Below are 24,081 nucleotides of genomic sequence, written 5' to 3' on the forward strand. Positions count from 1 at the left end.
GTCTCTAGGTTTTCCTAGAATCTAAAAAACCGTAAACTCCAAGCGAGTTACGGTTTTTTCTATTATGCTTTGTCTAATTGCAAGAGGGCTTCAATCTCTGCTAGGGTGCTAGCTTGCGAAATGGCTCCACGGAGTTTGGCAGCGCCAGATGTTCCCCGGAGGTAATGAGGAGCGAGGCCACGGAATTCACGAACTGCGACGTTTTCTCCTTTGAGGTTAATCAAGCGTTTCAAGTGTTCGTAGGCAATTTTCATCTTGTCTTCAAAGGTCAAATCAGGGAGAATTTCTCCTGTTTCAAAGTAATGGTTGATTTGGTTGAAGAGGTAAGGATTTCCCATGGCAGCACGGCCAATCATGACTGCGTCAGCACCGACTTCTTCTATGCGTTGCTTGGCTTCTTGGACAGTACGGATATCACCGTTTGCGATGAAGGGAATCTTGGTCAAAGCTTGAGCAACCTTGTGAAGGGTCTCAAGGTCGGCATGACCAGTATACATTTGCTCACGTGTACGGCCATGCATGGCGAGGGCAGAGACACCGGCTGCCTCAGCTGCGAGAGCATTCTCCACGGCTAGGGATGGGTCAGACCAGCCAGTGCGCATTTTGACGGTGAGGGGGATATCAAGGACAGATTGGACCTTGTTGATAATAGAGTAGATCTTATCTGGGTCCTTGAGCCACATAGCGCCAGCTTCGTTTTTCACGATTTTGTTAACTGGGCAGCCCATGTTGATATCGACGATATCGGTCTTAGTATTTTCTTGGATGAATTCTGCTGCGCGTGCTAGGCTATCTTCATCGCTACCAAAAAGTTGGATAGAAACAGGGTTCTCTCCTTCATCGATATGAAGCATATGCAGGGTTTTTTCATTGTTGTATTGGATTCCCTTGTCAGAGACCATTTCCATCACAACGAGCCCCGCTCCGAGCTCTTTTGCGATGGTACGAAAGGCTGAGTTTGTCACGCCAGCCATGGGTGCTAAAACAGTACGATTGGGAATCTCAACATTGCCAATCATAAAGGGTGTATTAAGATTTGTCACGAATGAGTTCCTCCAGGTCGTTTTCATCAAAGTTATAAGTAGTTTGGCAGAATTGACAAGTGATTTCTGCCCCGTGGTCTTCCTCTTTCATTTCCTCAAGGTCTGAATTTGGAAGGCTGGCAAGAGCGTTCATAAAACGGTCTTTGCTGCAGTCACATTGGAAACGGATTTCTTCTTCAGATAGACGTTTGTAAGATTCGTCACCATAGATGGCCTTGAGAAGGGCTTCGATATGGTCATCGCTTTCTAGAAGGGTTGAGATGGCTGGCATTTCTTGAATGCGTTTTTCAAAGCGGGCAATCTCTTCTTCCTTGGCCCCTGGCAATACTTGGAGAAGGAAACCTCCGGCAACTTTGACCTTGTCGTCTTTATCCAAAAGAACATTGAGGCCGACTGCTGAAGGGGTTTGTTGGCTTTCAGTAAGGTAATAGGCCAAGTCTTCACCGATTTCCCCAGAGATGAGAGGAGTCATGGAGTTGTAGGGATTTCCAGTACCATAGTCTGTGATAACGAGGAATTGGCCATTGCCGACAAAAGGTCCAACAAGGACTTCACCAGTTGCAGTTTTTTTGATGTCAACACCTGGATTTTGAACGTAGCCTTTGACGTTGCCCTTGGTATCTGCAACCGTGATGATGGCACCAAGAGAGCTCGTTCCAAGAACTTTAACCGTTAGTTTGGTATTTCCTTTTTCATTGGCTGCGAGAATTTGGCTAGCGATAAGGGTACGGCCAAGTGCAACAGTTGAACTGGCTTGAGTTTGATGTTTTTCTTGAGCAGTGCGGACGGTTTCAGTGCTATCAAGGACAAAAGCACGAAAGGCTCCGCTTTCTGATATTGTTTTAATAATTTTATCCATAGCTACTATTTTAGCATAAAAATGCCCAAAGGGGGAGCTGTGTGTTTGCTGTTTCTGTGGAATAATGACGAGGAAATCAACCTTAAAATAAAATGAGAAACAGATTATTTCAGCATTTGAAAGATTTATGCTATGCTTGAAGGAGAAAATGAAAGGGGTAACAAATGTATTTAGGTGATTTGATGGAAAAAGCCGAATCTGGCCAATTTTTAGTCCTTTCCTTTCTATTACAAGATTCGCAGACAACAGTCAAGGAAGCCATGGAAGAAACAGGTTTTTCAAAGGCGACCTTAACCAAGTATATCTCTCTGATTAACGAAAATGCCTTGGAAAGAGGATTAGAGCTGACCATCCACTTGGAAGATGAAAATCTGCGCTTGTCGATTGGTGCAGCTACCAAGGGGAGAGAGATTCGGAGCTTGTTTCTAGACAATGCCATTAAGTACCAAATTTTGGTTTACCTTCTCTATCACCAACAGTTTCTAGCTCATCAGTTGGCTCAAGAATTGATGATTAGCGAGGCCACGCTTGGTCGCCACTTAGCTAGTCTAAATCAGATTTTGTCAGAGTTTGACTTATCCATCCAAAATGGCCGTTGGCGAGGTCCGGAGCATCAGATTCGCTATTTCTATTTCTGTCTTTTTCGCAAGTTGTGGTCCAGTCAGGAATGGGAAGGACATATGCAGAAGCCAGAGAGAAAGCAGGAGATTGCCAGCTTAGAAGAAATCTGCGGTGCTAGCTTGTCTTCAGGTCAGAAACTGGACTTGGTTCTCTGGGTTCACATCAGTCAACAGCGCCTTCGGGTTAACGCCTGTCAGTTTCAAGTCATAGAAGAAAAAATGCGAGGGTATTTTGACAATATTTTCTACCTTCGTTTGCTGAGAAAGGCTCCGTCCTTTTTTGCTGGGCAACATATCCCTCTAGGAACTGAGGATGGTGAGATGATGGTATTCTTTTCATTTCTCCTTTCCCATCGTATCTTGCCCCTTCATACTATGGAGTATATCCTTGGTTTTGGAGGGCAATTAGCCGATTTGCTGACGCAATTGATTCAAGAGATGAAGAAGGAGGAGCTGCTGGGGGACTACACAGAGGACCATGTCACCTATGAACTGAGTCAGCTTTGTGGTCAAGTTTATCTCTACAAGGGCTATATCTTGCAAGATCAGTACAGATACCAGACAGAGAATCGTCATCCCTATTTGCTGATGGAACATGATTTTAGAGGGACTGCAGAGAGAATTTTTCATGCTATACCTGCCTTTCAGCAGGGGACGGATTTGGATAAGAAAATTCTCTGGGAATGGCTCCAGTTGATAGAGTATATGGCAGAAAATGGTGGCCAACATATGAGGATTGGTCTGGATTTGACATCTGGTTTCCTTGTCTTTTCTAGGATGGCTGCCCTTTTGAAACGGTATTTGGAATACAATCGTTTCATTACTATTGAAGCCTATGACCCCAGTCGACATTATGATTTGTTGATTACCAACAACCCTATTCATAAGAAAGAACAGACTCCGATCTATTATTTAAAAAACGACTTGGATATGGAGGATTTGGCAAAGATTCGTCAGATGCTCTTTGCCTAAAAGACCTGAATTTTCAGGTCTTTTTTGTGAAATTCGCACAATCTCCTCACATTTTTTTAAAATTTAAAAAAAATTGATGAACAAGAAAGCGCTTTATTTTGTATACTAGTTACTGTAAAGAGGGACCCCCTCAAGATTTTATCAGGAGGACAGCACATGTCACAAGAAAAATACATCATGGCCATTGACCAAGGAACGACCAGTTCTCGTGCCATCATTTTTAACAAAAAAGGAGAAAAAGTCAGCTCTAGTCAAAAAGAGTTCACTCAGATTTTCCCTCAAGCAGGTTGGGTAGAGCACAATGCCAATGAAATTTGGAACTCTGTTCAGTCAGTTATCGCGGGTGCTTTCATCGAAAGTGGTGTGAAACCAAGTCAAATCGAAGCAATCGGGATTACCAACCAGCGTGAAACAACTGTCGTCTGGGATAAGAAAACAGGGCTCCCTATCTATAATGCTATCGTTTGGCAATCACGCCAGACAGCACCTCTGGCTGAACAACTAAAAAGCCAAGGTTATGTGGAAAAATTCCATGAAAAGACTGGTTTGATCATTGATGCTTACTTCTCAGCTACCAAGGTTCGTTGGATTTTGGACCATGTAGAAGGCGCTCAAGAGCGAGCAGAAAAAGGAGAATTGCTCTTTGGTACCATTGATACTTGGTTGGTTTGGAAATTGACTGACGGTGCGGCTCACGTGACGGATTACTCAAATGCAGCCCGTACCATGCTTTATAACATTAAAGAACTCAAATGGGATGATGAGATTTTGGAAATCCTCAACATTCCTAAGGCTATGCTTCCAGAAGTTCGTTCTAACTCTGAAATCTACGGCAAGACTGCTCCATTCCATTTCTACGGTGGAGAAGTACCAATTTCAGGTATGGCTGGGGACCAACAGGCAGCCCTCTTCGGTCAGTTGGCCTTTGAACCTGGTATGGTCAAGAATACTTATGGAACAGGTTCTTTCATCATTATGAACACTGGTGAAGAGATGCAGTTGTCTGAAAACAACCTTTTGACAACGATTGGTTATGGAATCAACGGCAAGGTTTACTATGCCTTGGAAGGTTCTATCTTCATCGCAGGAAGTGCCATTCAGTGGCTTCGTGATGGACTTCGCATGGTTGAAAATTCACCAGAGTCTGAAAAATATGCTCTCAATTCTCACAACAATGACGAAGTTTATGTAGTACCTGCCTTTACAGGTCTAGGTGCTCCATATTGGAACCAAAATGCTCGTGGTTCGGTCTTTGGCTTAACTCGTGGAACAAGCAAAGAAGACTTTATCAAGGCAACCTTGCAATCTATCGCTTATCAAGTACGTGACATCATCGACACCATGCAAGTAGATGCTCAGACAGCTATCCAAGTCTTGAAGGTAGATGGCGGTGCAGCTATGAACAACTTCCTGATGCAGTTCCAGGCTGACATCTTGGGAATCGACATCGCACGCGCCAAAAACTTGGAAACAACTGCTCTAGGAGCAGCCTTCCTAGCAGGTTTGTCAGTAGGCTACTGGAAGGACTTGGATGAGTTGAAGCTCTTGAATGAGACTGGAGAACTCTTTGAGCCATCGATGAACGAATCTCGCAAGGAACAACTCTACAAGGGCTGGAAGAAGGCTGTGAAAGCAACGCAAGTCTTTGCGGAAATCGATGACTAATACTGAAAGAATAAAGTGACTCAGTTAGAAAGTGTGTAAATATGGAATTTTCAAAGAAAACACGAGAATTATCAATTAAAAAAATGCAGGAACGCACCCTGGACCTCCTGATTATTGGTGGTGGGATTACCGGTGCTGGGGTAGCCTTGCAAGCGGCAGCTAGTGGACTTGACACTGGATTGATTGAAATGCAGGACTTCGCAGAAGGAACATCTAGCCGTTCAACAAAATTGGTCCACGGAGGTCTGCGTTACCTCAAACAATTTGACGTGGAAGTAGTCTCAGATACAGTTTCTGAACGTGCGGTGGTTCAACAAATCGCTCCACACATTCCAAAACCAGATCCAATGCTCTTGCCAGTTTACGATGAAGATGGAGCGACCTTTAGCCTTTTCCGTCTCAAAGTAGCCATGGACTTGTACGACCTTTTGGCAGGTGTTAGCAACACGCCAGCTGCTAACAAGGTCTTGAGTAAGGAAGAAGTCTTGGAACGCCAGCCAAACTTGAAGAAAGAAGGCTTGGTAGGAGGTGGAGTTTATCTTGACTTCCGTAACAACGATGCGCGTCTCGTGATTGAAAACATTAAACGTGCCAACCAAGACGGTGCCCTCATTGCCAACCACGTTAAGGCAGAAGGCTTCCTCTTTGATGAAAGTGGCAAGATTACAGGTGTTGTAGCTCGTGATTTGTTGACAGACCAAGTCTTTGAAATCAAGGCTCGCCTAGTTATTAACACAACTGGACCTTGGAGCGATAAGGTACGTAATTTGTCCAATAAGGGAACCCAATTCTCACAAATGCGCCCAACTAAGGGAGTTCACTTGGTAGTGGATTCAAGCAAGATCAAGGTTTCACAGCCAGTTTACTTTGATACAGGTTTGGGAGACGGCCGGATGGTCTTTGTCCTCCCACGTGAAAACAAGACTTACTTTGGTACAACGGATACAGACTACACAGGCGATTTGGAACATCCAAAAGTGACGCAGGAAGATGTAGATTATCTACTTGGCATTGTCAACAACCGCTTCCCAGAAGCAAATATTACCATTGATGATATCGAAAGCAGCTGGGCTGGTCTTCGTCCATTGATTGCAGGCAATAGCGCTTCTGACTACAATGGAGGGAATAACGGAACCATTAGTGATGAGAGCTTCAATAGCTTGATTGCGACTGTCGAAGCTTATCTCTCGAAAGAAAAAACGCGTGAAGATGTTGAATCTGCTGTCAGCAAGCTTGAAAGCAGCACATCTGAGAAACATTTGGACCCATCTGCAGTTTCTCGTGGTTCGAGCTTGGACCGTGATGACAATGGCCTGTTGACTCTTGCTGGTGGTAAAATCACAGACTACCGTAAGATGGCTGAAGGAGCTATGGAGCGTGTGGTTGACATCCTCAAAGCCGAATTTGACCGTAGCTTTAAACTCATCAACTCTAAGACTTACCCTGTTTCAGGTGGAGAATTGAACCCAGCAAATGTGGACTCAGAAATTGAAGCCTTTGCTCAACTTGGAGTTTCACGTGGCTTGGATAGCAAGGAAGCCCAGTATCTCGCAAATCTTTACGGTTCAAATGCACCGAAAGTCTTTGCACTTGCTCACAGCTTGGAACAAGCGCCAGGACTCAGCTTGGCAGATACCTTGTCCCTTCACTATGCAATGCGCAATGAGTTGGCTCTTAGCCCAGTTGACTTTCTTCTTCGTCGTACCAACCACATGCTCTTTATGCGTGATAGTTTAGATAGCATCGTTGAGCCAGTTCTGGATGAAATGGGACGATTCTATGATTGGACCGAAGAAGAAAAAGCAGCCTACCGTGCGGATGTCGAAGCAGCTCTTGCTCAAAACGATTTGGCAGAACTAAAAAATTAAGAAAAACTAGAAGAGAGGGGAGGGCAGCATTCCTTGTCGCCAGCCCCTTCATTTAAATGGAGACAAAGATATGATGAAAGAATTATTTGGAGAATTTTTGGGGACCTTAATCCTGATCCTCCTAGGAAATGGTGTTGTTGCAGGTGTGGTTCTTCCCAAAACCAAGAGCAACAATTCAGGATGGATCGTGATTACTATGGGATGGGGAATTGCTGTAGCCGTTGCGGCCTTTGTATCTGGCACGCTCAGTCCAGCCCACCTAAATCCAGCTGTGACGTTTGCGATGGCCTTAAAAGGAACGCTCTCTTGGGCTTCTGTTTTCCCTTATATCCTAGCCCAATTCGCAGGAGCGATGGTGGCTCAGATTTTGGTTTGGTTGCAATTCAAACCGCATTATGAGGCAGAAGAAAATGCAGGCAATATCCTAGCGACCTTTAGTACTGGACCAGCAATCAAGAACACAGTATCCAACTTGGTTAGCGAAATCCTTGGAACCTTTGTTTTGCTCTTGACAATCTTTGCCTTGGGACTCTATGACCTTCAAGCCGGTTTAGGGACCTTTGCAGTGGGAACGTTGATTGTCGGTATCGGTCTTTCACTAGGTGGGACAACGGGTTATGCCTTGAACCCAGCTCGTGACCTTGGACCTCGTATCATGCACAGCATCTTGCCAATTCCAAACAAGGGAGACGGGGACTGGTCTTATGCTTGGATTCCTGTTGTAGGACCTATTGTTGGTGCGGCCCTAGCAGTTCTCGTATTTTCACTTTTCTAAGATAAAAGAGTGATTGGCAACAGAGTTTGAGATGGAAATCTCAGGCTCTTTTTTGATGGGCAAAACCTTAATATTTTAACTTATCTTAAAATAAGCTAAAACCAATTTTTAAGTTATGGTAAACAGTTGAAAAAAAGGTTGATAAAGTGGTAAAATGTTAGGAAGATAAGATGCTAACAATACATACTGATAGTTAATAGAAATAATATATTAATGGATAGCTTATGAAAAAACAACGGAATTTACATGTATTTTTAGGCCGGACGGCTCTATATTTTGTAATCTTGCTTGGTTTGCTTTATTTTTTTAGTTACCTTGGTCAGAGCCAAGGCACCTTTATTTATAATGAGTTCTAGTTTAAAGGAGAAGAGGAACAGTGTCTAATAAACCGATAAAAGATATGATTGAAACGATTGAGCACTTTGCTCAAACGAAACCAACATATCCTGTCTACAATGTTTTAGGTCAAGAACATACTTATGGTGAACTGAAGGCTGATTCGGATAGTTTGGCTGCAGCTATCGACCAACTAGGCTTGCCTGAGAAATCTCCAGTCGTCGTTTTTGGTGGTCAGGAATATGAGATGTTGGCTACCTTTGTAGCGCTAACTAAGTCAGGTCATGCCTACATTCCAATTGATAGCCATTCAGCCTTGGAACGAGTTTCTGCTATCGTAGAAGTTGCAGAGCCAAGCTTGATTATTGCTATCTCAGATTTTCCATTAGAGCAAACTAGCACACCAATGCTGAATTTAGAGCAAGTCCATGAAGCTTTTACTCAAGCTTCTAGCTACGAGATGACCCATCCAGTCAAGGGGGATGACAACTACTACATTATCTTTACTTCTGGTACGACTGGTAAGCCTAAGGGAGTGCAGATCTCCCATGATAATCTCCTCAGCTTTACCAACTGGATGATTACAGATAAGGAATTTGCGACGCCAAGTCGTCCGCAAATGCTGGCTCAGCCGCCTTATTCTTTTGACCTATCTGTCATGTATTGGGCGCCAACCTTGGCACTGGGTGGCACGCTTTTCGCTCTTCCTTCAGCTATTACTCAGGACTTCAAAAAACTCTTTGCGACAATTTTTTCCTTGCCAATTGCTATCTGGACCTCAACGCCGTCCTTTGCAGATATGGCCATGTTGTCAGAAGACTTTAATAGTGAGAAAATGCCAGGAATCACGCATTTCTACTTTGATGGTGAAGAATTGACGGTCAAAACAGCTCAAAAACTACGTGAGCGATTCCCAAATGCTCGTATTATCAATGCCTACGGTCCAACAGAAGCGACAGTAGCCCTGTCAGCAGTTGCCGTGACAGACGAGATGTTGAAGACTCTCAAACGCCTGCCAATCGGCTATACCAAGGCGGATTCTCCGACCTTTGTCATTGATGAGGAAGGTAAGAAAGTTCCAAATGGTGAACAGGGAGAAATTATCGTTTCAGGGCCAGCTGTTTCAAAAGGCTATATGAATAATCCTGAAAAAACGGCAGAAGCTTTCTTTGAGTTTGAAGGTCTGCCAGCCTACCACACAGGGGATGTAGGAACTATGACAGATGAGGGCTTGCTTCTCTATGGTGGACGAATGGATTTCCAGATTAAGTTTAATGGTTATCGCATTGAGCTTGAAGATGTCTCTCAAAACCTCAACAAGTCTCGCTTTATCGAGTCGGCTGTTGCTGTCCCACGTTATAACAAGGACCACAAGGTACAAAATCTACTGGCCTATGTCATCCTAAAGGACGGTGTCCGTCAGCAGTTTGAGCGTGATATCGATATTACCAAGGCTATCAAAGAAGACCTAGCAGATATCATGATGTCTTATATGATGCCGTCTAAGTTTCTTTATCGAGACAGTTTGCCGCTAACGCCTAATGGTAAAATTGATATCAAGGGCTTGATTAACGAGGTAAACAGTAGATGATGGAGCTTTATAAACAGCTACCTCATTTGGAACCTTATGGTGATCTTCAGTACTTTTTATACGTAATTGCTGCGACTTTACCTATCTTTATCGGTCTTTTTTTCAAGAAACGTTTTGCCTTATATGAGGTGCTCGTTAGTCTCTTCTTTATCGTCACCATGTTGGTCGGTGGAAAGACGAATCAAATAAGCGCTTTGATCCTTTATGTTATCTGGCAAGTGCTGCTTGTATCTTTCTACAAAAGGTACAGGAAACAACGGGATAGTAAATGGATATTTTACCTGGTTAGCTTTCTATCCCTATTGCCAATCGTCTTTGTGAAAGTATCTCCTGCTATTCATGGACCTCAATCTTTGTTTGGATTTTTAGGGATTTCTTACTTGACCTTTCGTGCAGTTGGGGTTATCGTTGAGTTGAGAGACGGTGTCATCAAGGAATTAACGATCTGGCAATTCTTACGTTTTCTTCTTTTTATGCCGACTTTCTCAAGTGGTCCCATTGATCGTTTTAAACGCTTCAATGAAAATTACGAGACCATTCCTGAGCGGGATGAGCTGATGGATATGCTAGAAGAGGCTGTCAAATATATCATGCTTGGCTTCCTCTACAAGTTTATCTTGGCTCACATTTTAGGAGAGACATTATTGCCTCCGTTGAAAAATTTGGCCTTGCAGACAGGTGGTTTCTTTAACCTCTACGCTTTAGCGGTCATGTACACCTTTGGTCTGGAGCTCTTCTTTGACTTTGCGGGCTACTCTATGTTTGCCTTAGCTATTTCAAACTTGATGGGTATTCATAGTCCTATCAACTTTAACAAGCCCTTTTTGTCAAGGGATTTAAAAGAGTTTTGGAATCGCTGGCACATGAGTCTGTCTTTCTGGTTCCGTGACTTTGTCTTTATGCGGATGGTCATGGTGTTGACCAGAAAGAAGGTTTTTAAAAATCGCAATGTGACCTCAAGTGTAGCCTATATTCTCAATATGCTGATTATGGGATTTTGGCATGGTGTGACCTGGTACTACATCGCCTATGGACTTTTTCATGGGATTGGATTGGTCATCAATGACGCTTGGGTTCGTAAGAAAAAAGCACTCAATAAAGAACGGAAAAAAGCTGGAAAGGGTTCCTTACCTGAGAATCGCTGGATTCAGTTGCTTGGCATGGTTGTCACCTTCCATGTCGTGATGGTTTCATTCTTAATCTTTTCTGGATTTTTGAATGATTTATGGTTTAAAAAATAAAAGGATATAAAAAATGGATATCAAATCAGAAGTTATTGAAATTATTGATGAGTTGTTTATGGAAGATGTTTCTGACATGATGGATGAAGATCTTTTTGATGCCGGTGTCTTGGATAGCATGGGAACGGTTGAATTGATTGTTGAGATTGAAAACCGTTTTGACATTCGTGTTCCAGTGACGGAGTTCGGTCGTGATGACTGGAATACGGCTAATAAAATCGTAGAAGGTATTACGGAGTTGAAGAATGCTTAAACGCTTGTGGCTGATCTTCGGGCCTATCTTCATTGCTGGATTTTTGGTTCTTCTGCTCATCTTTTTTTATCCAAGTACAACAAGCCATAATCTGACGGAGGAGAAATACTCGGCGGCTTCTGTTAGTGCAGAGAGTTTTAAAGAGAGAAGCCAAAAAGTAAGGGCTCTTACGGATCCAAATATGCGTTTTATTCCTTTTCTAGGGTCCAGTGAATGGATTCGATTTGATAGTGTCCATCCAGCTGTTTTAGCGGAAAAATACCATCGTCCCTATCGTCCTTACTTTCTAGGTCAAGCAGGAGCAGCCTCTCTCAATCAATATTTTGGTCTACAGCAAATTTTGCCAGAAATAGAGAATAAGCAGGCTGTATTTGTGATTTCGCCTCAGTGGTTTACGGAGACAGATTATGAACCCGCAGCGTTTCAGAGATTTTTTAACAGTGACCAATTGACAGCTTTTTTGGGAAATCAATCTGGTGACATTGCTGCAAAGCATGCGGCTATTCGATTGTTAAAGCAGAATCCTAATGTTGCGTTAAAAGGCATTGTTCAAAAATTGTCAAAGGGTGAAGAATTATCAGATGTTGATCAGGTTGCTATTGATATTTTTGCGCGGTTCAACGAAAAACAATCCGCTCTCTTTGGACAATTCTCCATTCGAGGACAACTCAAGTACAAGGAACACGTGGAGAACTATTTAAAAGATCTTCCGGATCAATTTTCTTATGATGAGTTAGAAAAAATTGTTCGTAAGGACGCAGAAGCAAATACGACCAATAACGATATGGGGATGGAAAATCATTTCTATACGAGAGAGATTCAAAAGGATTTAAAAAAATGGGAAGGATATCAAAAAAATTACAACTTCCTCAAGTCCTCTGAATACAATGATTTGCAGCTGGTCCTCAATCAATTTGCTAAGTCGAATGTCAATGTGCTCTTTGTCATTCAGCCGGTTAACAAGAAGTGGATGGAGTACACAGGGCTCAGCGAGGAAATGTACCAACATGCAGTGGAGAAAATTCGTTACCAATTAGAAAGTCAGGGTTTTACCAATATTGCTGATTTTTCAAAAAATGGAGGGGACCCTTATTTTGTTAAGGACACCATTCATCTAGGATGGTTAGGTTGGCTGGCTTTTGATAAGGTTGTCAATCCTTTCTTGACGGATCCGAAACCAGCTCCAGACTACAAGATGAATGACCGCTTCTTTAGCAAGGACTGGGCGACCTATGATGGGAACATCAAAGATTTCCAATAAAACGAGCTAAAAGTTTGGGATTTGAACCCAAGCTTTTTTGTTTAAATGGCGAATATTTAAGATACAAATGGGTCAAAAGTTTCAAAATTTTTAGAAATAGCGTATAATATAAAAGAGAAAAAGAAAAGAAAGGGATTTTAAAATGAACAAACGTTCTTTGTTACCTGTCTTATCGACAGCCCTGTTAGCTCCAGCCTTCTTAGCTGGACAAGTCTATGCTGAAGAAGCAACGACTCCTGCAGAAAGTTCAGCTGTTGTAGCGACTCCTGCTACGTCGGCGACTCCAGCTCCTGTTGAGAACCCTGCGGTACCGGAAACTTCGGCGACTTCAGAAGCAGTTGCACCTACAGAAGCTCCGTCAGCTCCTGCTGAATCTACTAAAAGCGAAGAAAAGGACACCGTTATCTTACACACCAATGATGTCCATGGTCGTATTGTAGAGGAAAAGGGAGTAATTGGAGATGCCAAGTTAGCGACAGTTATTGAGCAGGAACGTGCGAAATCAAATCAAAATACTCTGGTTGTTGATGCGGGAGACGCTTTTCAAGGTTTACCGATTTCCAACTCTACAAAGGGTGAAGCACGCGCTGAAATTCTCAATCAGATGCAGTATGATGCCATGGCAGTAGGAAACCATGAGTTTGACTTTGGTTTGGACGAAGCTAAGAAATACAAGGAAATCTTGAAATTCCCATTACTTAGTTCAAATACCTACGTCAATGGTGCTCGTCTCTTTGAAGCTTCTACAATCGTTGATAAAGATAAGACTGTGGAAGGTGATGAGTTTGTTGTAATCGGGGTGACAACACCTGAAACAGCAACCAAAACTCACCCTAAAAATGTCAAAGGGGTAACTTTTACAGATCCAATCTCTGAAGTCAATAAGGTCATCGAAGAAGTTCAAGCCAAGGCTCGTGCAGAAGGTAAGGACTACAAACACTATGTTGTGTTGGCTCACTTGGGTGTGGATACCACAACCCCAGTTGAGTGGCGTGGTTCAACCTTGGCAGAAGCCTTGTCTAAAAATCCTCGTTTGAAAGGGAAACGCGTAACAGTAATCGACGGTCACTCTCATACAGTAGAATCAACGACTTATGGCGACAATGTTACCTATAACCAGACAGGAAGCTACCTTCATAATGTAGGGAAAATCACCTACAAATCACGTCAGCTTTTGGGCAATCCAACTCAGATTCCGGCTGCAGATGCTAAAAAATTACCAGCCAATCCAACAGTTGAAAAACTAGTCAAAGACATTAAACAAAAATACGATGCTGAAAATGCGGTTGAGATTGTCTCAAACAGCCCTGTAGAACTCAACGGAGATCGTGAAAATGTTCGGGTTCGTGAAACTAACCTCGGAAACGTCGTAGCGGACTCTCTCTATCAGTATGGTCAAACAGGATTTAGCCATCCGACTGACATCGCTGTGACAAATGGCGGTGGCTTGCGTGAAACTATTGCAAAAGGCAAACCGATCACTAAAGGAAATGTCATTGCCGTTCTTCCATTTGGAAATACCATCTCACAAATCCAAGTGACGGGGCAACAAGTTTTGGATATGTTTGAAAAATCACTCGGATCTATCTTGCAGGTCGATAAGGATGGCAAGAAGGTCTTGGATGAGAACGGGCAACCATTGTTGGAGCCAAGTGGTGGTTTCTTGCAAGTTTCAGGTGTGAAGGTCTACTATGATACCAACCTACCATCAGGCAAACGTGTCTTGGCCATCCAGGTCAAAAACCGCACGACTGGTCGTTATGATCTTCTAGACCTCGCAAAAACCTACTATCTTGCAACCAATGATTTCCTAGCTGCAGGTGGCGATGGCTATACGATGTTAGGTGGTGCGCGAGAAGAAGGTCCTTCTATGGATGCAGCCTTTGAAGAGTATCTGAAAACCGCTGATTTGACCCAGTATGAAAAGATCAATCCGAACTCACGGACGATTTCTGTGGATTCTAAAAACTTTAGTCTACCAGTAGAAACGCCTCAAACGAATGCGCCTGCTAACGATGCGACTACAAATGTGCCATTGACTTATGAGGTGGCAGGTCAATTTAGCAAGAAGGCAGTTGTCTCAGAAAAAGCTCTCCCAAATACAGGAAGTGAACAATCCATCTTCTTGCTCTTGATGGGAATGGTAGCTGGTTTGGCAGGTATCTTATCGAGCCGAAAACCAAAGCTAAAATAGGTTAAATTTCACATCTAGAAGAGTCTAGGGAAACGTTTTTACGCCTTTTTCCCTTGACTCTTTTTTGGTTTATGATATAATTAACCAGTAAAGAATCGGCGGCTATCTATGTTTTTTACGAAAAGATAGCTTGGGAAGGAGTAACACATGAGACAGCTTGCACAGGAAATCGATAACTTTTTAAACGAGGTGATCTTGAGATCTGAGAACCAGCATGAAATTCTGATTGGGCATTGCACAAGTGACGTAGCCTTGACCAATACTCAGGAACACATCCTCATGCTCTTGTCAGAAGAATCCTTAACCAACTCGGAGTTGGCTCGTCGTCTCAATGTCAGTCAGGCGGCAGTGACCAAGGCTATCAAGTCTTTAGTCAAAGAGGGTATGTTAGAGACATCCAGAGATCCAAAGGATGCGCGTGTGATCTTTTATCAACTGACAGAGCTAGCTCGACCAGTAGCGGCGGAGCATCATCACCACCATGAGCACACGCTCTCAGCCTATGAACAAGTAGCAAATCAGTTTACTCCAAATGAACAAGAAGTCATCCAGCGGTTTTTAACTGCTTTAGTAGGAGAAATCAAATAATGAGGTATATTACAGTAGAGGACTTATCTTTCTATTATGACAAAGAACCTGTCCTCGAGCATATCAACTACAGTGTTGATAGTGGGGAGTTTGTTACCCTGACTGGTGAAAATGGAGCTGCCAAGACGACGCTGATCAAGGCTAGTCTAGGCATCTTGCAGCCAAGATTTGGCAAGGTAACAATCTCAAAAACAAATACTCATGGTAAAAAGCTTAGGATAGCTTATCTTCCCCAGCAGATTGCCAGTTTTAATGCTGGCTTTCCAAGTACGGTTTATGAATTTGTCAAGTCGGGTCGTTATCCGCGAAAGGGCTGGTTCCGTCGTTTGAATGCCCACGATGAGGAGCATATCAAGGCTAGTCTAGACTCAGTTGGTATGTGGGAACACCGTGATAAACGGATTGGTTCCCTCTCGGGAGGACAAAAGCAACGAGCAGTTATTGCTCGGATGTTTGCTTCTGACCCAGATATTTTTGTCTTGGATGAGCCGACGACAGGGATGGATGCGGGAAGCAAAAATGAATTTTACGAGCTCATGCACCACAGTGCCCACCATCATGGCAAGGCTGTTTTGATGATTACCCATGACCCTGAGGAGGTCAAGGACTATGCGGATCGCAATATCCATCTAGTGCGCAATCAAGACTCGCCATGGCGTTGTTTCAACGTTCATGAAAGCGACCAGGAGGTGGAACATGCTTAGTTTGTTATCTTATGACTTCATGCAGCGTGCCTTCTTGGCGGTCATTGCCATGAGTCTCTTTTCTCCGGTTCTTGGGACTTTCCTTATCTTACGTCGTCAGAGTCTCATGAGCGATACCCTCAGTCACGTTTCGCTATCAGGAGTAGCCTTTGGTCTGGTTTTGGGGATTTCTCCAACTATTTCAACCATCGCTATTGTCTTAATCGCTGCGGTCTTTCTAGAGTATCTCCGGACAGTCTATAAGAACTTTATGGAAATCGGGACTGCCATCCTCATGTCAACAGGACTTGCAGTGTCTCTTATCGTGATGAGTAAGGGGAAAAGTTCGAGTTCAATGAGTTTGGACCAATACCTCTTTGGGTCTATTGTGACCATTAGCCAGGAGCAGGTGCTATTCCTCTTTGCCATTGCTGCGGTCGTTTTGCTCTTGACTTTCTTATTCTTACGTCCCATGTACATCCTGACTTTTGATGAGGACACGGCCTTTGTGGATGGCTTGCCAGTTCGTACCATGTCTATCCTCTTTAACATGGTGACAGGGGTGGCGATTGCCCTTATGATTCCTGCAGCAGGAGCTCTTCTGGTGTCGACTATTATGGTCTTGCCGGCTAGTATTGCCCTTCGTCTGGGGAAAAACTTTAAATCCGTTATGTTACTAGCCAGCGCTATTGGTTTTTTGGGAATGGTGGCAGGACTTTATATTTCCTACTATGCGGAAACACCTGCCAGCGCTAGTATCACCATTATCTTTGTAGCTGTCTTTTTGTTAGTCAGTCTATTGAAACGTTTTATCAAATAGGAGAATGAAATGAAAAAACTGAGCTTACTACTAGCTAGTCTATGTGCCTTGTTTTTAGTGGCTTGTTCCAATCAAAAACAGGCAGATGGGAAGCTAAATATCGTGACAACCTTTTACCCTGTCTACGAATTTACCAAGCAAGTCGCAGGAGATACTGCTAATGTAGAACTCCTCATCGGTGCTGGTACAGAACCTCATGAATACGAACCGTCTGCCAAGGCAGTTGCCAAAATCCAAGACGCAGATACCTTTGTCTATGAAAATGAAAATATGGAAACATGGGTTCCTAAATTGCTAGAATCCTTGGATAAGAAAAAGGTGAAAATCATCAAGGCGACAGGTGATATGCTCCTCTTGCCAGGTGGTGAGGAAGAAGAGGAAGGGCATGATCATGACGGTGAGGGTCACCATCACGACTACGATCCCCATGTTTGGCTTTCACCAGCACGCGCCATCAAACTGGTAGAGCATATCCGTGACAGCTTGTCAGCAGATTATCCTGATAAAAAAGAGACTTTTGAGAAGAATGCAGCTGCCTATATTGAAAAATTGCAAGCATTGGATAAGGCCTACACAGATGGCTTGTCTCAAGCCAAACAAAAGAGCTTTGTGACCCAGCACGCTGCCTTTAACTACCTTGCCTTGGACTACGGTCTCAAGCAAGTATCCATCTCAGGTCTCTCACCAGATGCAGAACCATCAGCAGCACGTTTGGCAGAATTGACCGAGTATATCAAGAAAAACAAGATTTCTTATATCTACTTTGAAGAAAATGCCTCACAAGCCCTCGCCAATACACTTTCAAAAGAAACAGGTGTCAAACTAGATGTGCTCAATCCGCTAGAAAGTCTGACAGAAGAAGCAACCAAGGCTGGTGAGGACTATATCTCCGTGATGGAGAAAAACCTCAAGGCTTTGAAACAAACAACGGACCAAGAAGGACCAGAAATCGAGCCAGAGAAGGAAGAAAACACCAAGACAGTTCACAATGGTTACTTTGAGGATGCAGATGTCAAAGATCGTACCTTGAGTGACTATGTTGGCAACTGGCAGTCGGTCTATCCTTTCCTTGAGGATGGAACTTTTGATCAAGTCTTTGACTACAAGGCTAAGTTGACTGGCAAGATGACCAAGGATGAGTACAAGGCCTACTATAGAAAAGGCTATCAGACAGATGTGACCAAAATCAACATCACGGACAACACTATGGAATTTGTTCAAGGTGGCCAAAGCAAGAAATTCACCTATAAGTATGTCGGCAAGAAAATCTTGACTTATAAGAAAGGCAATCGTGGCGTGCGCTTCCTCTTTGAAGCAACAGATGCGGACGCTGGACAGTTCAAGTACGTTCAGTTTAGTGACCACAATATCGCCCCAGTCAAGGCAGAACATTTCCATATCTTCTTTGGAGGTACTAGCCAAGAAGCCCTCTTTGAAGAGATGGATAACTGGCCAACCTACTACCCAGATAACCTATCTGGCCAAGAAATCGCCCAAGAAATGTTGGCGCATTGATGCAAGAGAGAATCCCGCAAATCTGCGGGATTTTTTACTGGAAATGATTAGGTTGTTAGGTATTATAGTACCACAGTTGTGCTGTTCACAATGTGATAAAAAGGTCATTTTCTACTGGCTGATTCTCACTAGCTGGCGAATGCAAAAGCTACGATTGTACAAATTATAGAATCTTTTCAGGGGATTTAGGAAGGGAGCTTAGTCATATTGACGCTGCTATCGCTTTTTGTTATAGTCAAAGAGAGAGCGGTCTGGAACAATAGTTTATTCACAGTCTGTGGATAAGTCTAGGGGAAAATGACATACAACTCAGGGTGTTGAAGTATCCTGAAAATAGTTCCGTATGTTAGTGAATTTCTGGAAAGCTAGTATAAACCTTAGTACAGAGCTATTTGACAAAGGGCTGTTTAGGGTGACAGGTGAGCTAGAGACTGAAAAAACTAGTTTTTAGGTATGTTTTCTTATCCACAAGTTGTGGATAACTTTGTGAACAAGAGAAAGAGATACGAGATGATGACGAACATAAAACCACATGGAGCATTACCAAGTCAGGCCCAGCTAGTTTATTTAGAGGATAAACTAGCTGCCTTTATCCATTTTGGTCCCAATACCTTTTATGACCAAGAATGGGGAAGTGGGCAAGAGGATCCCAAGCGTTTTAACCCGACCAAGTTGGATGCGCGTGAATGGGTTCGAGTGCTTAAAGAAACGGGTTTTAAAAAGCTGATTTTGGTAGTTAAGCACCACGATGGTTTTGTGCTCTATCCGACAGCACATACAGATTATTCGGTCAAGGCTAGCCCTTGGAGGGATGGAAAGGGGGACTTGCTCCTTGAAGTTTCCCAGGCTGCAACTGAGTTTGACATGGATATGGGGGTTTATTTATCTCCTTGGGATGTCCATAGTCCCTTCTATCATGTGGACCGAGAAGCAGACTACAATGCCTATTATCTGGCTCAGTTGAAGGAAATCTTATCAAATCCTGACTATGGGAATGCTGGTAAGTTCGCTGAGGTTTGGATGGATGGTGCTCGAGGGGAAGGGGCCCAGCAGGTCAACTATGAGTTTGAGAATTGGTTTGAAACCATTCGTGACTTGCAGGGCGATTGTTTGATTTTCTCAACTGAAGGAACTAGTATTCGCTGGATTGGGAATGAACGAGGCTATGCAGGGAATCCCTTGTGGCAAAAGGTCAAGCCAGACCAGTTGGGGACAGAGGCGGAATTAGATTATCTACAGCACGGAGACCCCTTTGGGACGCTATTTTCAATCGGTGAGGCAGATGTTTCTCTTCGGCCGGGCTGGTTTTACCATGAGGATTAGGATCCCAAGTCTCTTGAGGAATTGGTCGAAATCTACTTTCACTCAGTGGGGCGGGGAACCCCTCTCTTACTCAATATTCCGCCAAACCAAGATGGACTCTTTGACGAAAAGGATATCCAGCGTCTCTATGAATTTGCTGCCTACCGTGACGAGCTCTATAAAGAGGATTTGGCTTTGGGAGCCAAGGTATCTGGTCCTGCTCTATCACCAGACTATGCCTGTCATCATCTGACAGATGGGCTGGAGGCTAGTTCTTGGGCAAGTGATGCAGAGTTGCCAATCCAATTAGAGCTCGATTTAGGGGCACTTAAAACTTTTGATGTGATTGAGTTAAGAGAAGATTTGAAGTTGGGGCAACGCATCGCTGCTTTTCATGTTCAGGTAGAGTTGGATGGTGTCTGGCAGGAGTTTGGTTCTGGTTATACTGTTGGCTACAAACGTCTCTTACGAGGATCAGTCGTTGAGGCGCAGAAGATACGTGTGACCATTACAGAGGCACAGGCTTTGCCTTTGTTAACCAAGATTTCACTCTATAAAACACCTACCTTGTCGAAAAAAGAAGCTGTTCAGCAACTAGAGTTTTCAGAAAAAAGTCTGGCTGTGACCAAGGGAGAAAATGTCCACTTTACAGTGAAGCGCATAGAATTTAGCAGTCCTTTAGAAGCTAAGATTTCGATTCAACCAGGGACAGGTGTGCATGGTGTCGCCTATCGGGACGAGATTCAAGTCCTTACGTTTCAAGCTGGTGAGACTGAAAAAAGGCTAACGCTACCAACCTTGTATTTTGCAGGAGATAAAAGCTTAGATTTTTATCTGAATTTGACAGTAGATGGTCAGCTGGTTGACCAGCTTCAGGTCCAAGTTTCATAAAAGAAGAACCTTTGCGCGATGCAAAGGTTCTTTTGGTTATGAGTGATTTGGCAACCAGCTAAGTGTAAAGGTTAGTTGCTCAGCTTTCAAGAGGTCTTGGTGTTGAATGCTAGATACTATGGTCTTGTCCAATCGGCATTCTTTGACAAAGTTGAAATGGCTGTGGTTTTGCTCGGCATGGATATCCAGCCATTTATTTTTCTTAGCTAGGTAGATACGGAGATGGTCAAAGAGAGGAATTCCGAGATCGTAACTTGGTTTGCCTGGACAGGTCGGGTAGAATCCAAGAGCTGACCAGATATACCAAGCAGAGAGACTGCCATTGTCCTCATCGCCAGGATAGGCTTCCCAGCTTGGGTGAAAGGCTTTCTGACGCAAGGTTTTGATGAGTAGAGCAGTGTAGTCAGGGTAGTCGCTGTAGCGAAAGAGATAAGGGATGTGGAAGCTCGGTTGGTTGGAAATGGCGATTTGCCCAAAAGGAGCGGTAGCCATCTCGCTCATCTCGTGAATCTCGTAACCATAGCCGGTGGTTTCAAAGAGAGGAGCGTCCTGACAGGCTTTCAATAGATAATTGCTGAAGGCTTCTTTTCCACCCATAAGCTGGATTAAGCCTGGGATGTCGTGGAGGACGCCTAAAGTCGCTTGAATGGCAGAGCATTCGGCGTAGTCGCGTCCCCAACTATAAGGGGAGAAGTCAGGACGGAAGTTGCCTTGGCTGTCTCGCGCACGCATGTAACCTGTCTCAGCGTCAAATAGATGCTTGTAATTTTGTGACGAAGCCTTATAAGTCTGGGCGATGTCATTCTGACCTTGTTTTTCGGCACAGCTGGCGATGCAAAAATCACTATAGGCGTAGTCTAGGGTGTGGCTGACGCTTTCGTGGTAGTCGGTAGAGAGGTAGCCCAGTTCTTGGTATTGGGTTAGTCCGTGGCGGCCATTGATGCCGAGAGGGTCGGACTTGCTGGCTGTTTCAAGCATGGCCTGGAGGAGTTCTTCTTCTAGGTCGGGGGCCATGTCCTTGCAGGCGCTATCTGCGATAATGCCGTCCAATAGAGTACCAGGCATCATACCACGTTCATCTGGGGCTAGCCATTTTGGAAGGAATCCAGTATCGCGGTAGCTATTGAGGAAACCTTCTAGAAAGCGGTGATAGTGTTCTGGTATGATAAGGGCAAAGAGGGGGAAGGTGGTGCGGAAGGTATCCCAGAAACCATTGTTGCTAAAGAGGACACCGGGCTTGACAGTACCAGTAGCCAGGTCCATGTGGATGGCTTGCCCTGATTCATCAACCTCATAAAAAGTCTGTGGGAAGAGGAAGAGTCTGTAAAGGCAGTGGTCAAAGAAGGTCCGGTCGGTTTCCCCTGTCTCCACGATATCAAAACGGTGGAGGAGATTTTCCCAGTTTGCTTGGGCATTTGCTTTACAGCTATCGAAGTCCGTTTGAGGTAGATTGAGCAGCGCTTGAGAAGGAGAAATAAAGGAAGTCGCTAGTTGAATCTCGGCATGGCTATCTGCGAAGTCAATCCGCCAGTCTCCGCTTTCTTGGTTGACAGCAAGAATATCCGTATTTATTTGTAGGGCGGTGAAGAGTATCAGTGGATTTTTATTGGTCTCTGTTTTGCCTTCTTGTCTTAGGGACAGAGTCCGCTTATCTACCTGCTCCACTGTCAGTTCATCTGCTGCGTGAAGATAGAGGGCGAGGGCTTTGCCTTGCTTTTGCTCTAGGCGCATAGAAGCGCCATAGCAAGTCGGTGTGAGCTGGGTTTCAATCTGATAGCGCAGAGAAAAGAGTTTCAAATAGTGAGGCTGGAAGCAAGCTTTATCTATATCATAAGAAGACTGGCGGTGAAAGAGACTGTCTCCCCCAAGCTGACCTGTGACAGGTGTCAGAAGGAGCCACGAGTAGTCCCCAATCCAAGGGCTGGGCTGGTGGGTTAAGCGAATCCCCTGAAAGATGGGCAGATGCGGATCGAAGAACCAAGCTCCCTCCTGGTCACTGGTCTGGGGCACAAAATAATTCATCCCAAAAGGCACGCCCGTGTAGGGCAGGGTATTTCCCCGAGAGAAGGCATGCTTGCTAGCAGTCCCAAAGCGGGTATCGATGGTTTCAAGTAGTGGTTTCATGGTATTTCCTTTAGCTGTTTTTCTACATTATATCAGAAAAATGAGGCCTTTAGATATGGGGTTCGAAAGTAAGCAATTTTGTAGAAAAATGACTATCATTTGTGTATGTATTTTCTGTCTCAAAAACTATATACTGAACATGAAACTTGTTTGAAAGAGGAAACTGCACGATGATTTATTCGAAAGAAATTGTTAGAAAATGGCTGGATGAAGTAGCGGAGCGGGCTAAGGACCATCCGGAGTGGGTGGATGTCTTCGAGCGTTGCTATACAGACACCTTGGACAATACGGTCGAGATTCTAGAAGATGGCTCAACTTTTGTCTTGACAGGGGATATTCCTGCTATGTGGCTTCGGGATTCGACAGCCCAACTCAGACCCTACCTGCACGTGGCTAAAAGAGATCCTCTCTTGCGTCAGACCATTGCAGGTTTGGTCAAGCGTCAGATGACTTTGGTGCTCAAGGATCCTTATGCCAATTCCTTCAATATTGAGGAAAACTGGAAGGGGCACCATGAGACTGATCACACAGAGCTTAATGGCTGGATTTGGGAGCGTAAGTATGAGGTGGACTCGCTTTGCTATCCTTTGCAGTTGGCTTATCTCCTTTGGAAAGAGACTGGCGAAACCAATCAGTTTGATGAAATTTTTGTCACAGCAACCAAGGAAATCCTTCATCTCTGGACGGTAGAGCAAGATCACAACAACTCTCCTTATCGTTTTATTCGGGATACAGACCGTAAGGAAGATACTCTGGTAAATGATGGTTTTGGTCCTGACTTTGCCCTGACAGGAATGACCTGGTCAGCCTTCCGACCAAGTGATGATTGTTGTCAGTATAGCTACTTGATTCCATCCAATATGTTTGCAGTCGTTGTCTTGGGTTATGTCCAAGAAATCTTTGCAGAACTAGACCTAGCTGATAGCCAAAACATCGTGGCAGACGCTAAACGTCTGCAAGCTGAGATTCAAGAAGGAATCGAAAACTACGCTTATACCTCCAACAGCAAGGGTGAAAAGATTTACGCCTTTGAAGTGGATGGTCTAGGAAATGCTAGCATCATGGATGATCCAAACGTACCAAGTTTGTTGGCTGCGCCTTATCTGGGCTACTGCGACATTGACGATGAGGTTTACCAAGCAACTCGTCGGACCATTCTGAGCCCTGAAAATCCATACTTCTACCAAGGAGAATACGCTAGCGGTCTCGGAAGTTCTCATACCTTCTATCGCTATATCTGGCCCATTGCCCTTTCTATCCAAGGCTTGACAACAAGAGATAAGGCAGAGAAGAAATTCTTGCTGGATCAGCTGGTTGCTTGCGATGGTGGTACAGGTGTTATGCATGAAAGCTTCCACGTGGATGACCCAACGCTTTACTCACGTGAATGGTTCTCTTGGGCCAACATGATGTTCTGTGAATTAGTCTTGGATTACTTGGATATTCGTTAAGGAGCGCGCTTTAGTTTCACCGATTCGTG

At 44.0% G+C, this 24,081-nt stretch carries 18 protein-coding genes and 1 pseudogene; 16 read left to right on the forward strand and 3 right to left on the reverse strand.

Annotation, left to right across the window (positions count from 1 at the left end; all coding sequences use genetic code 11):
• Nucleotides 1–62 precede the first annotated feature (62 nt).
• Entirely contained in the window at nt 63–1,043 is a 981-nt protein-coding gene (gene dusB, locus AB2B49_RS00350; protein WP_000183317.1) for a tRNA dihydrouridine synthase DusB, read from the reverse strand.
• Nucleotides 1,030–1,902: an Hsp33 family molecular chaperone HslO gene (hslO, locus tag AB2B49_RS00355; protein ID WP_049518848.1), complete on the reverse strand. Its 873-nt coding sequence runs from the start codon at nt 1,900–1,902 to the stop codon at nt 1,030–1,032. The genes dusB and hslO overlap by 14 nt, the downstream gene beginning before the upstream one ends.
• Before the next feature lie 164 nt (nt 1,903–2,066).
• On the opposite strand from hslO, the gene AB2B49_RS00360 reads away from it, so the two are divergent.
• From AB2B49_RS00360 to AB2B49_RS00430, 15 genes and pseudogenes are all read left to right on the forward strand, one after another.
• On the forward strand, nt 2,067–3,494 hold the full coding sequence (locus tag AB2B49_RS00360; protein WP_049477599.1) for a helix-turn-helix domain-containing protein: 1,428 nt from the start codon (nt 2,067–2,069) through the stop codon (nt 3,492–3,494).
• Between the two features lie 156 nt (nt 3,495–3,650).
• A complete protein-coding gene (gene glpK, locus AB2B49_RS00365; protein WP_076984232.1) occupies nt 3,651–5,159 on the forward strand; it encodes a glycerol kinase GlpK in 1,509 nt (502 codons plus the stop codon).
• A 41-nt stretch (nt 5,160–5,200) separates the two neighbouring features.
• Nucleotides 5,201–7,027, forward strand: coding sequence for a type 1 glycerol-3-phosphate oxidase (gene glpO / locus AB2B49_RS00370; protein WP_061421528.1), 1,827 nt, complete (start codon nt 5,201–5,203; stop codon nt 7,025–7,027).
• Nucleotides 7,028–7,097: 70 nt separating this feature from the next.
• A complete protein-coding gene (locus AB2B49_RS00375; protein ID WP_049490531.1) occupies nt 7,098–7,802 on the forward strand; it encodes an MIP/aquaporin family protein in 705 nt (234 codons plus the stop codon).
• A gap of 224 nt (nt 7,803–8,026) precedes the next feature.
• A complete protein-coding gene (locus AB2B49_RS00380) occupies nt 8,027–8,158 on the forward strand; it encodes a teichoic acid D-Ala incorporation-associated protein DltX (protein ID WP_008276434.1) in 132 nt (43 codons plus the stop codon).
• 20 nt (nt 8,159–8,178) lie between these two features.
• On the forward strand, nt 8,179–9,729 hold the full coding sequence (gene dltA / locus AB2B49_RS00385) for a D-alanine--poly(phosphoribitol) ligase subunit DltA (protein ID WP_076984233.1): 1,551 nt from the start codon (nt 8,179–8,181) through the stop codon (nt 9,727–9,729).
• Complete coding sequence (gene dltB / locus AB2B49_RS00390; RefSeq protein WP_076984234.1) at nt 9,726–10,970, forward strand: D-alanyl-lipoteichoic acid biosynthesis protein DltB; 1,245 nt, start codon at nt 9,726–9,728, stop codon at nt 10,968–10,970. The genes dltA and dltB overlap by 4 nt, the downstream gene beginning before the upstream one ends.
• A 13-nt stretch (nt 10,971–10,983) precedes the next feature.
• Nucleotides 10,984–11,223 carry a D-alanine--poly(phosphoribitol) ligase subunit DltC gene (dltC, locus tag AB2B49_RS00395; protein WP_000351972.1) on the forward strand — a complete coding sequence of 80 codons (240 nt, stop codon included), beginning with the start codon at nt 10,984–10,986 and terminating at the stop codon, nt 11,221–11,223.
• Complete coding sequence (gene dltD, locus AB2B49_RS00400) at nt 11,216–12,484, forward strand: D-alanyl-lipoteichoic acid biosynthesis protein DltD (RefSeq protein WP_049504563.1); 1,269 nt, start codon at nt 11,216–11,218, stop codon at nt 12,482–12,484. The genes dltC and dltD overlap by 8 nt, the downstream gene beginning before the upstream one ends.
• A 142-nt stretch (nt 12,485–12,626) precedes the next feature.
• A complete protein-coding gene (gene nt5e / locus AB2B49_RS00405; RefSeq protein WP_076984235.1) occupies nt 12,627–14,678 on the forward strand; it encodes a cell surface ecto-5'-nucleotidase Nt5e in 2,052 nt (683 codons plus the stop codon).
• Between the two features lie 147 nt (nt 14,679–14,825).
• Complete coding sequence (gene adcR / locus AB2B49_RS00410) at nt 14,826–15,266, forward strand: zinc-dependent transcriptional regulator AdcR (RefSeq protein ID WP_001249325.1); 441 nt, start codon at nt 14,826–14,828, stop codon at nt 15,264–15,266.
• Nucleotides 15,266–15,970 (forward strand): metal ABC transporter ATP-binding protein, encoded by a 705-nt coding sequence (locus AB2B49_RS00415; RefSeq protein WP_001269483.1) that lies wholly within the window; start codon nt 15,266–15,268, stop codon nt 15,968–15,970. Before adcR ends, AB2B49_RS00415 begins: the two co-directional genes overlap by 1 nt.
• The gene (locus AB2B49_RS00420; RefSeq protein ID WP_000950027.1) at nt 15,963–16,769 is read left to right on the forward strand and encodes a metal ABC transporter permease; all 807 of its coding nucleotides are present in this window, start codon (nt 15,963–15,965) and stop codon (nt 16,767–16,769) included. Before AB2B49_RS00415 ends, AB2B49_RS00420 begins: the two co-directional genes overlap by 8 nt.
• Nucleotides 16,770–16,778: 9 nt before the next feature.
• Nucleotides 16,779–18,284: a zinc ABC transporter substrate-binding protein AdcA gene (locus AB2B49_RS00425; protein ID WP_049504568.1), complete on the forward strand. Its 1,506-nt coding sequence runs from the start codon at nt 16,779–16,781 to the stop codon at nt 18,282–18,284.
• 513 nt (nt 18,285–18,797) lie between these two features.
• Nucleotides 18,798–20,477: pseudogene (locus AB2B49_RS00430) on the forward strand (alpha-L-fucosidase).
• 36 nt (nt 20,478–20,513) lie between these two features.
• Here the strand turns inward: AB2B49_RS00430 and AB2B49_RS00435 are convergent.
• Complete coding sequence (locus AB2B49_RS00435; RefSeq protein WP_049504570.1) at nt 20,514–22,601, reverse strand: GH92 family glycosyl hydrolase; 2,088 nt, start codon at nt 22,599–22,601, stop codon at nt 20,514–20,516.
• Nucleotides 22,602–22,771: 170 nt separating this feature from the next.
• On the opposite strand from AB2B49_RS00435, the gene AB2B49_RS00440 reads away from it, so the two are divergent.
• A complete protein-coding gene (locus AB2B49_RS00440; RefSeq protein ID WP_320691819.1) occupies nt 22,772–24,052 on the forward strand; it encodes a glycoside hydrolase family 125 protein in 1,281 nt (426 codons plus the stop codon).
• Nucleotides 24,053–24,081: the final 29 nt, after the last annotated feature.

Source organism: Streptococcus jiangnanensis, assembly GCF_040888325.1.
GTDB lineage: Bacteria > Bacillota > Bacilli > Lactobacillales > Streptococcaceae > Streptococcus > Streptococcus jiangnanensis.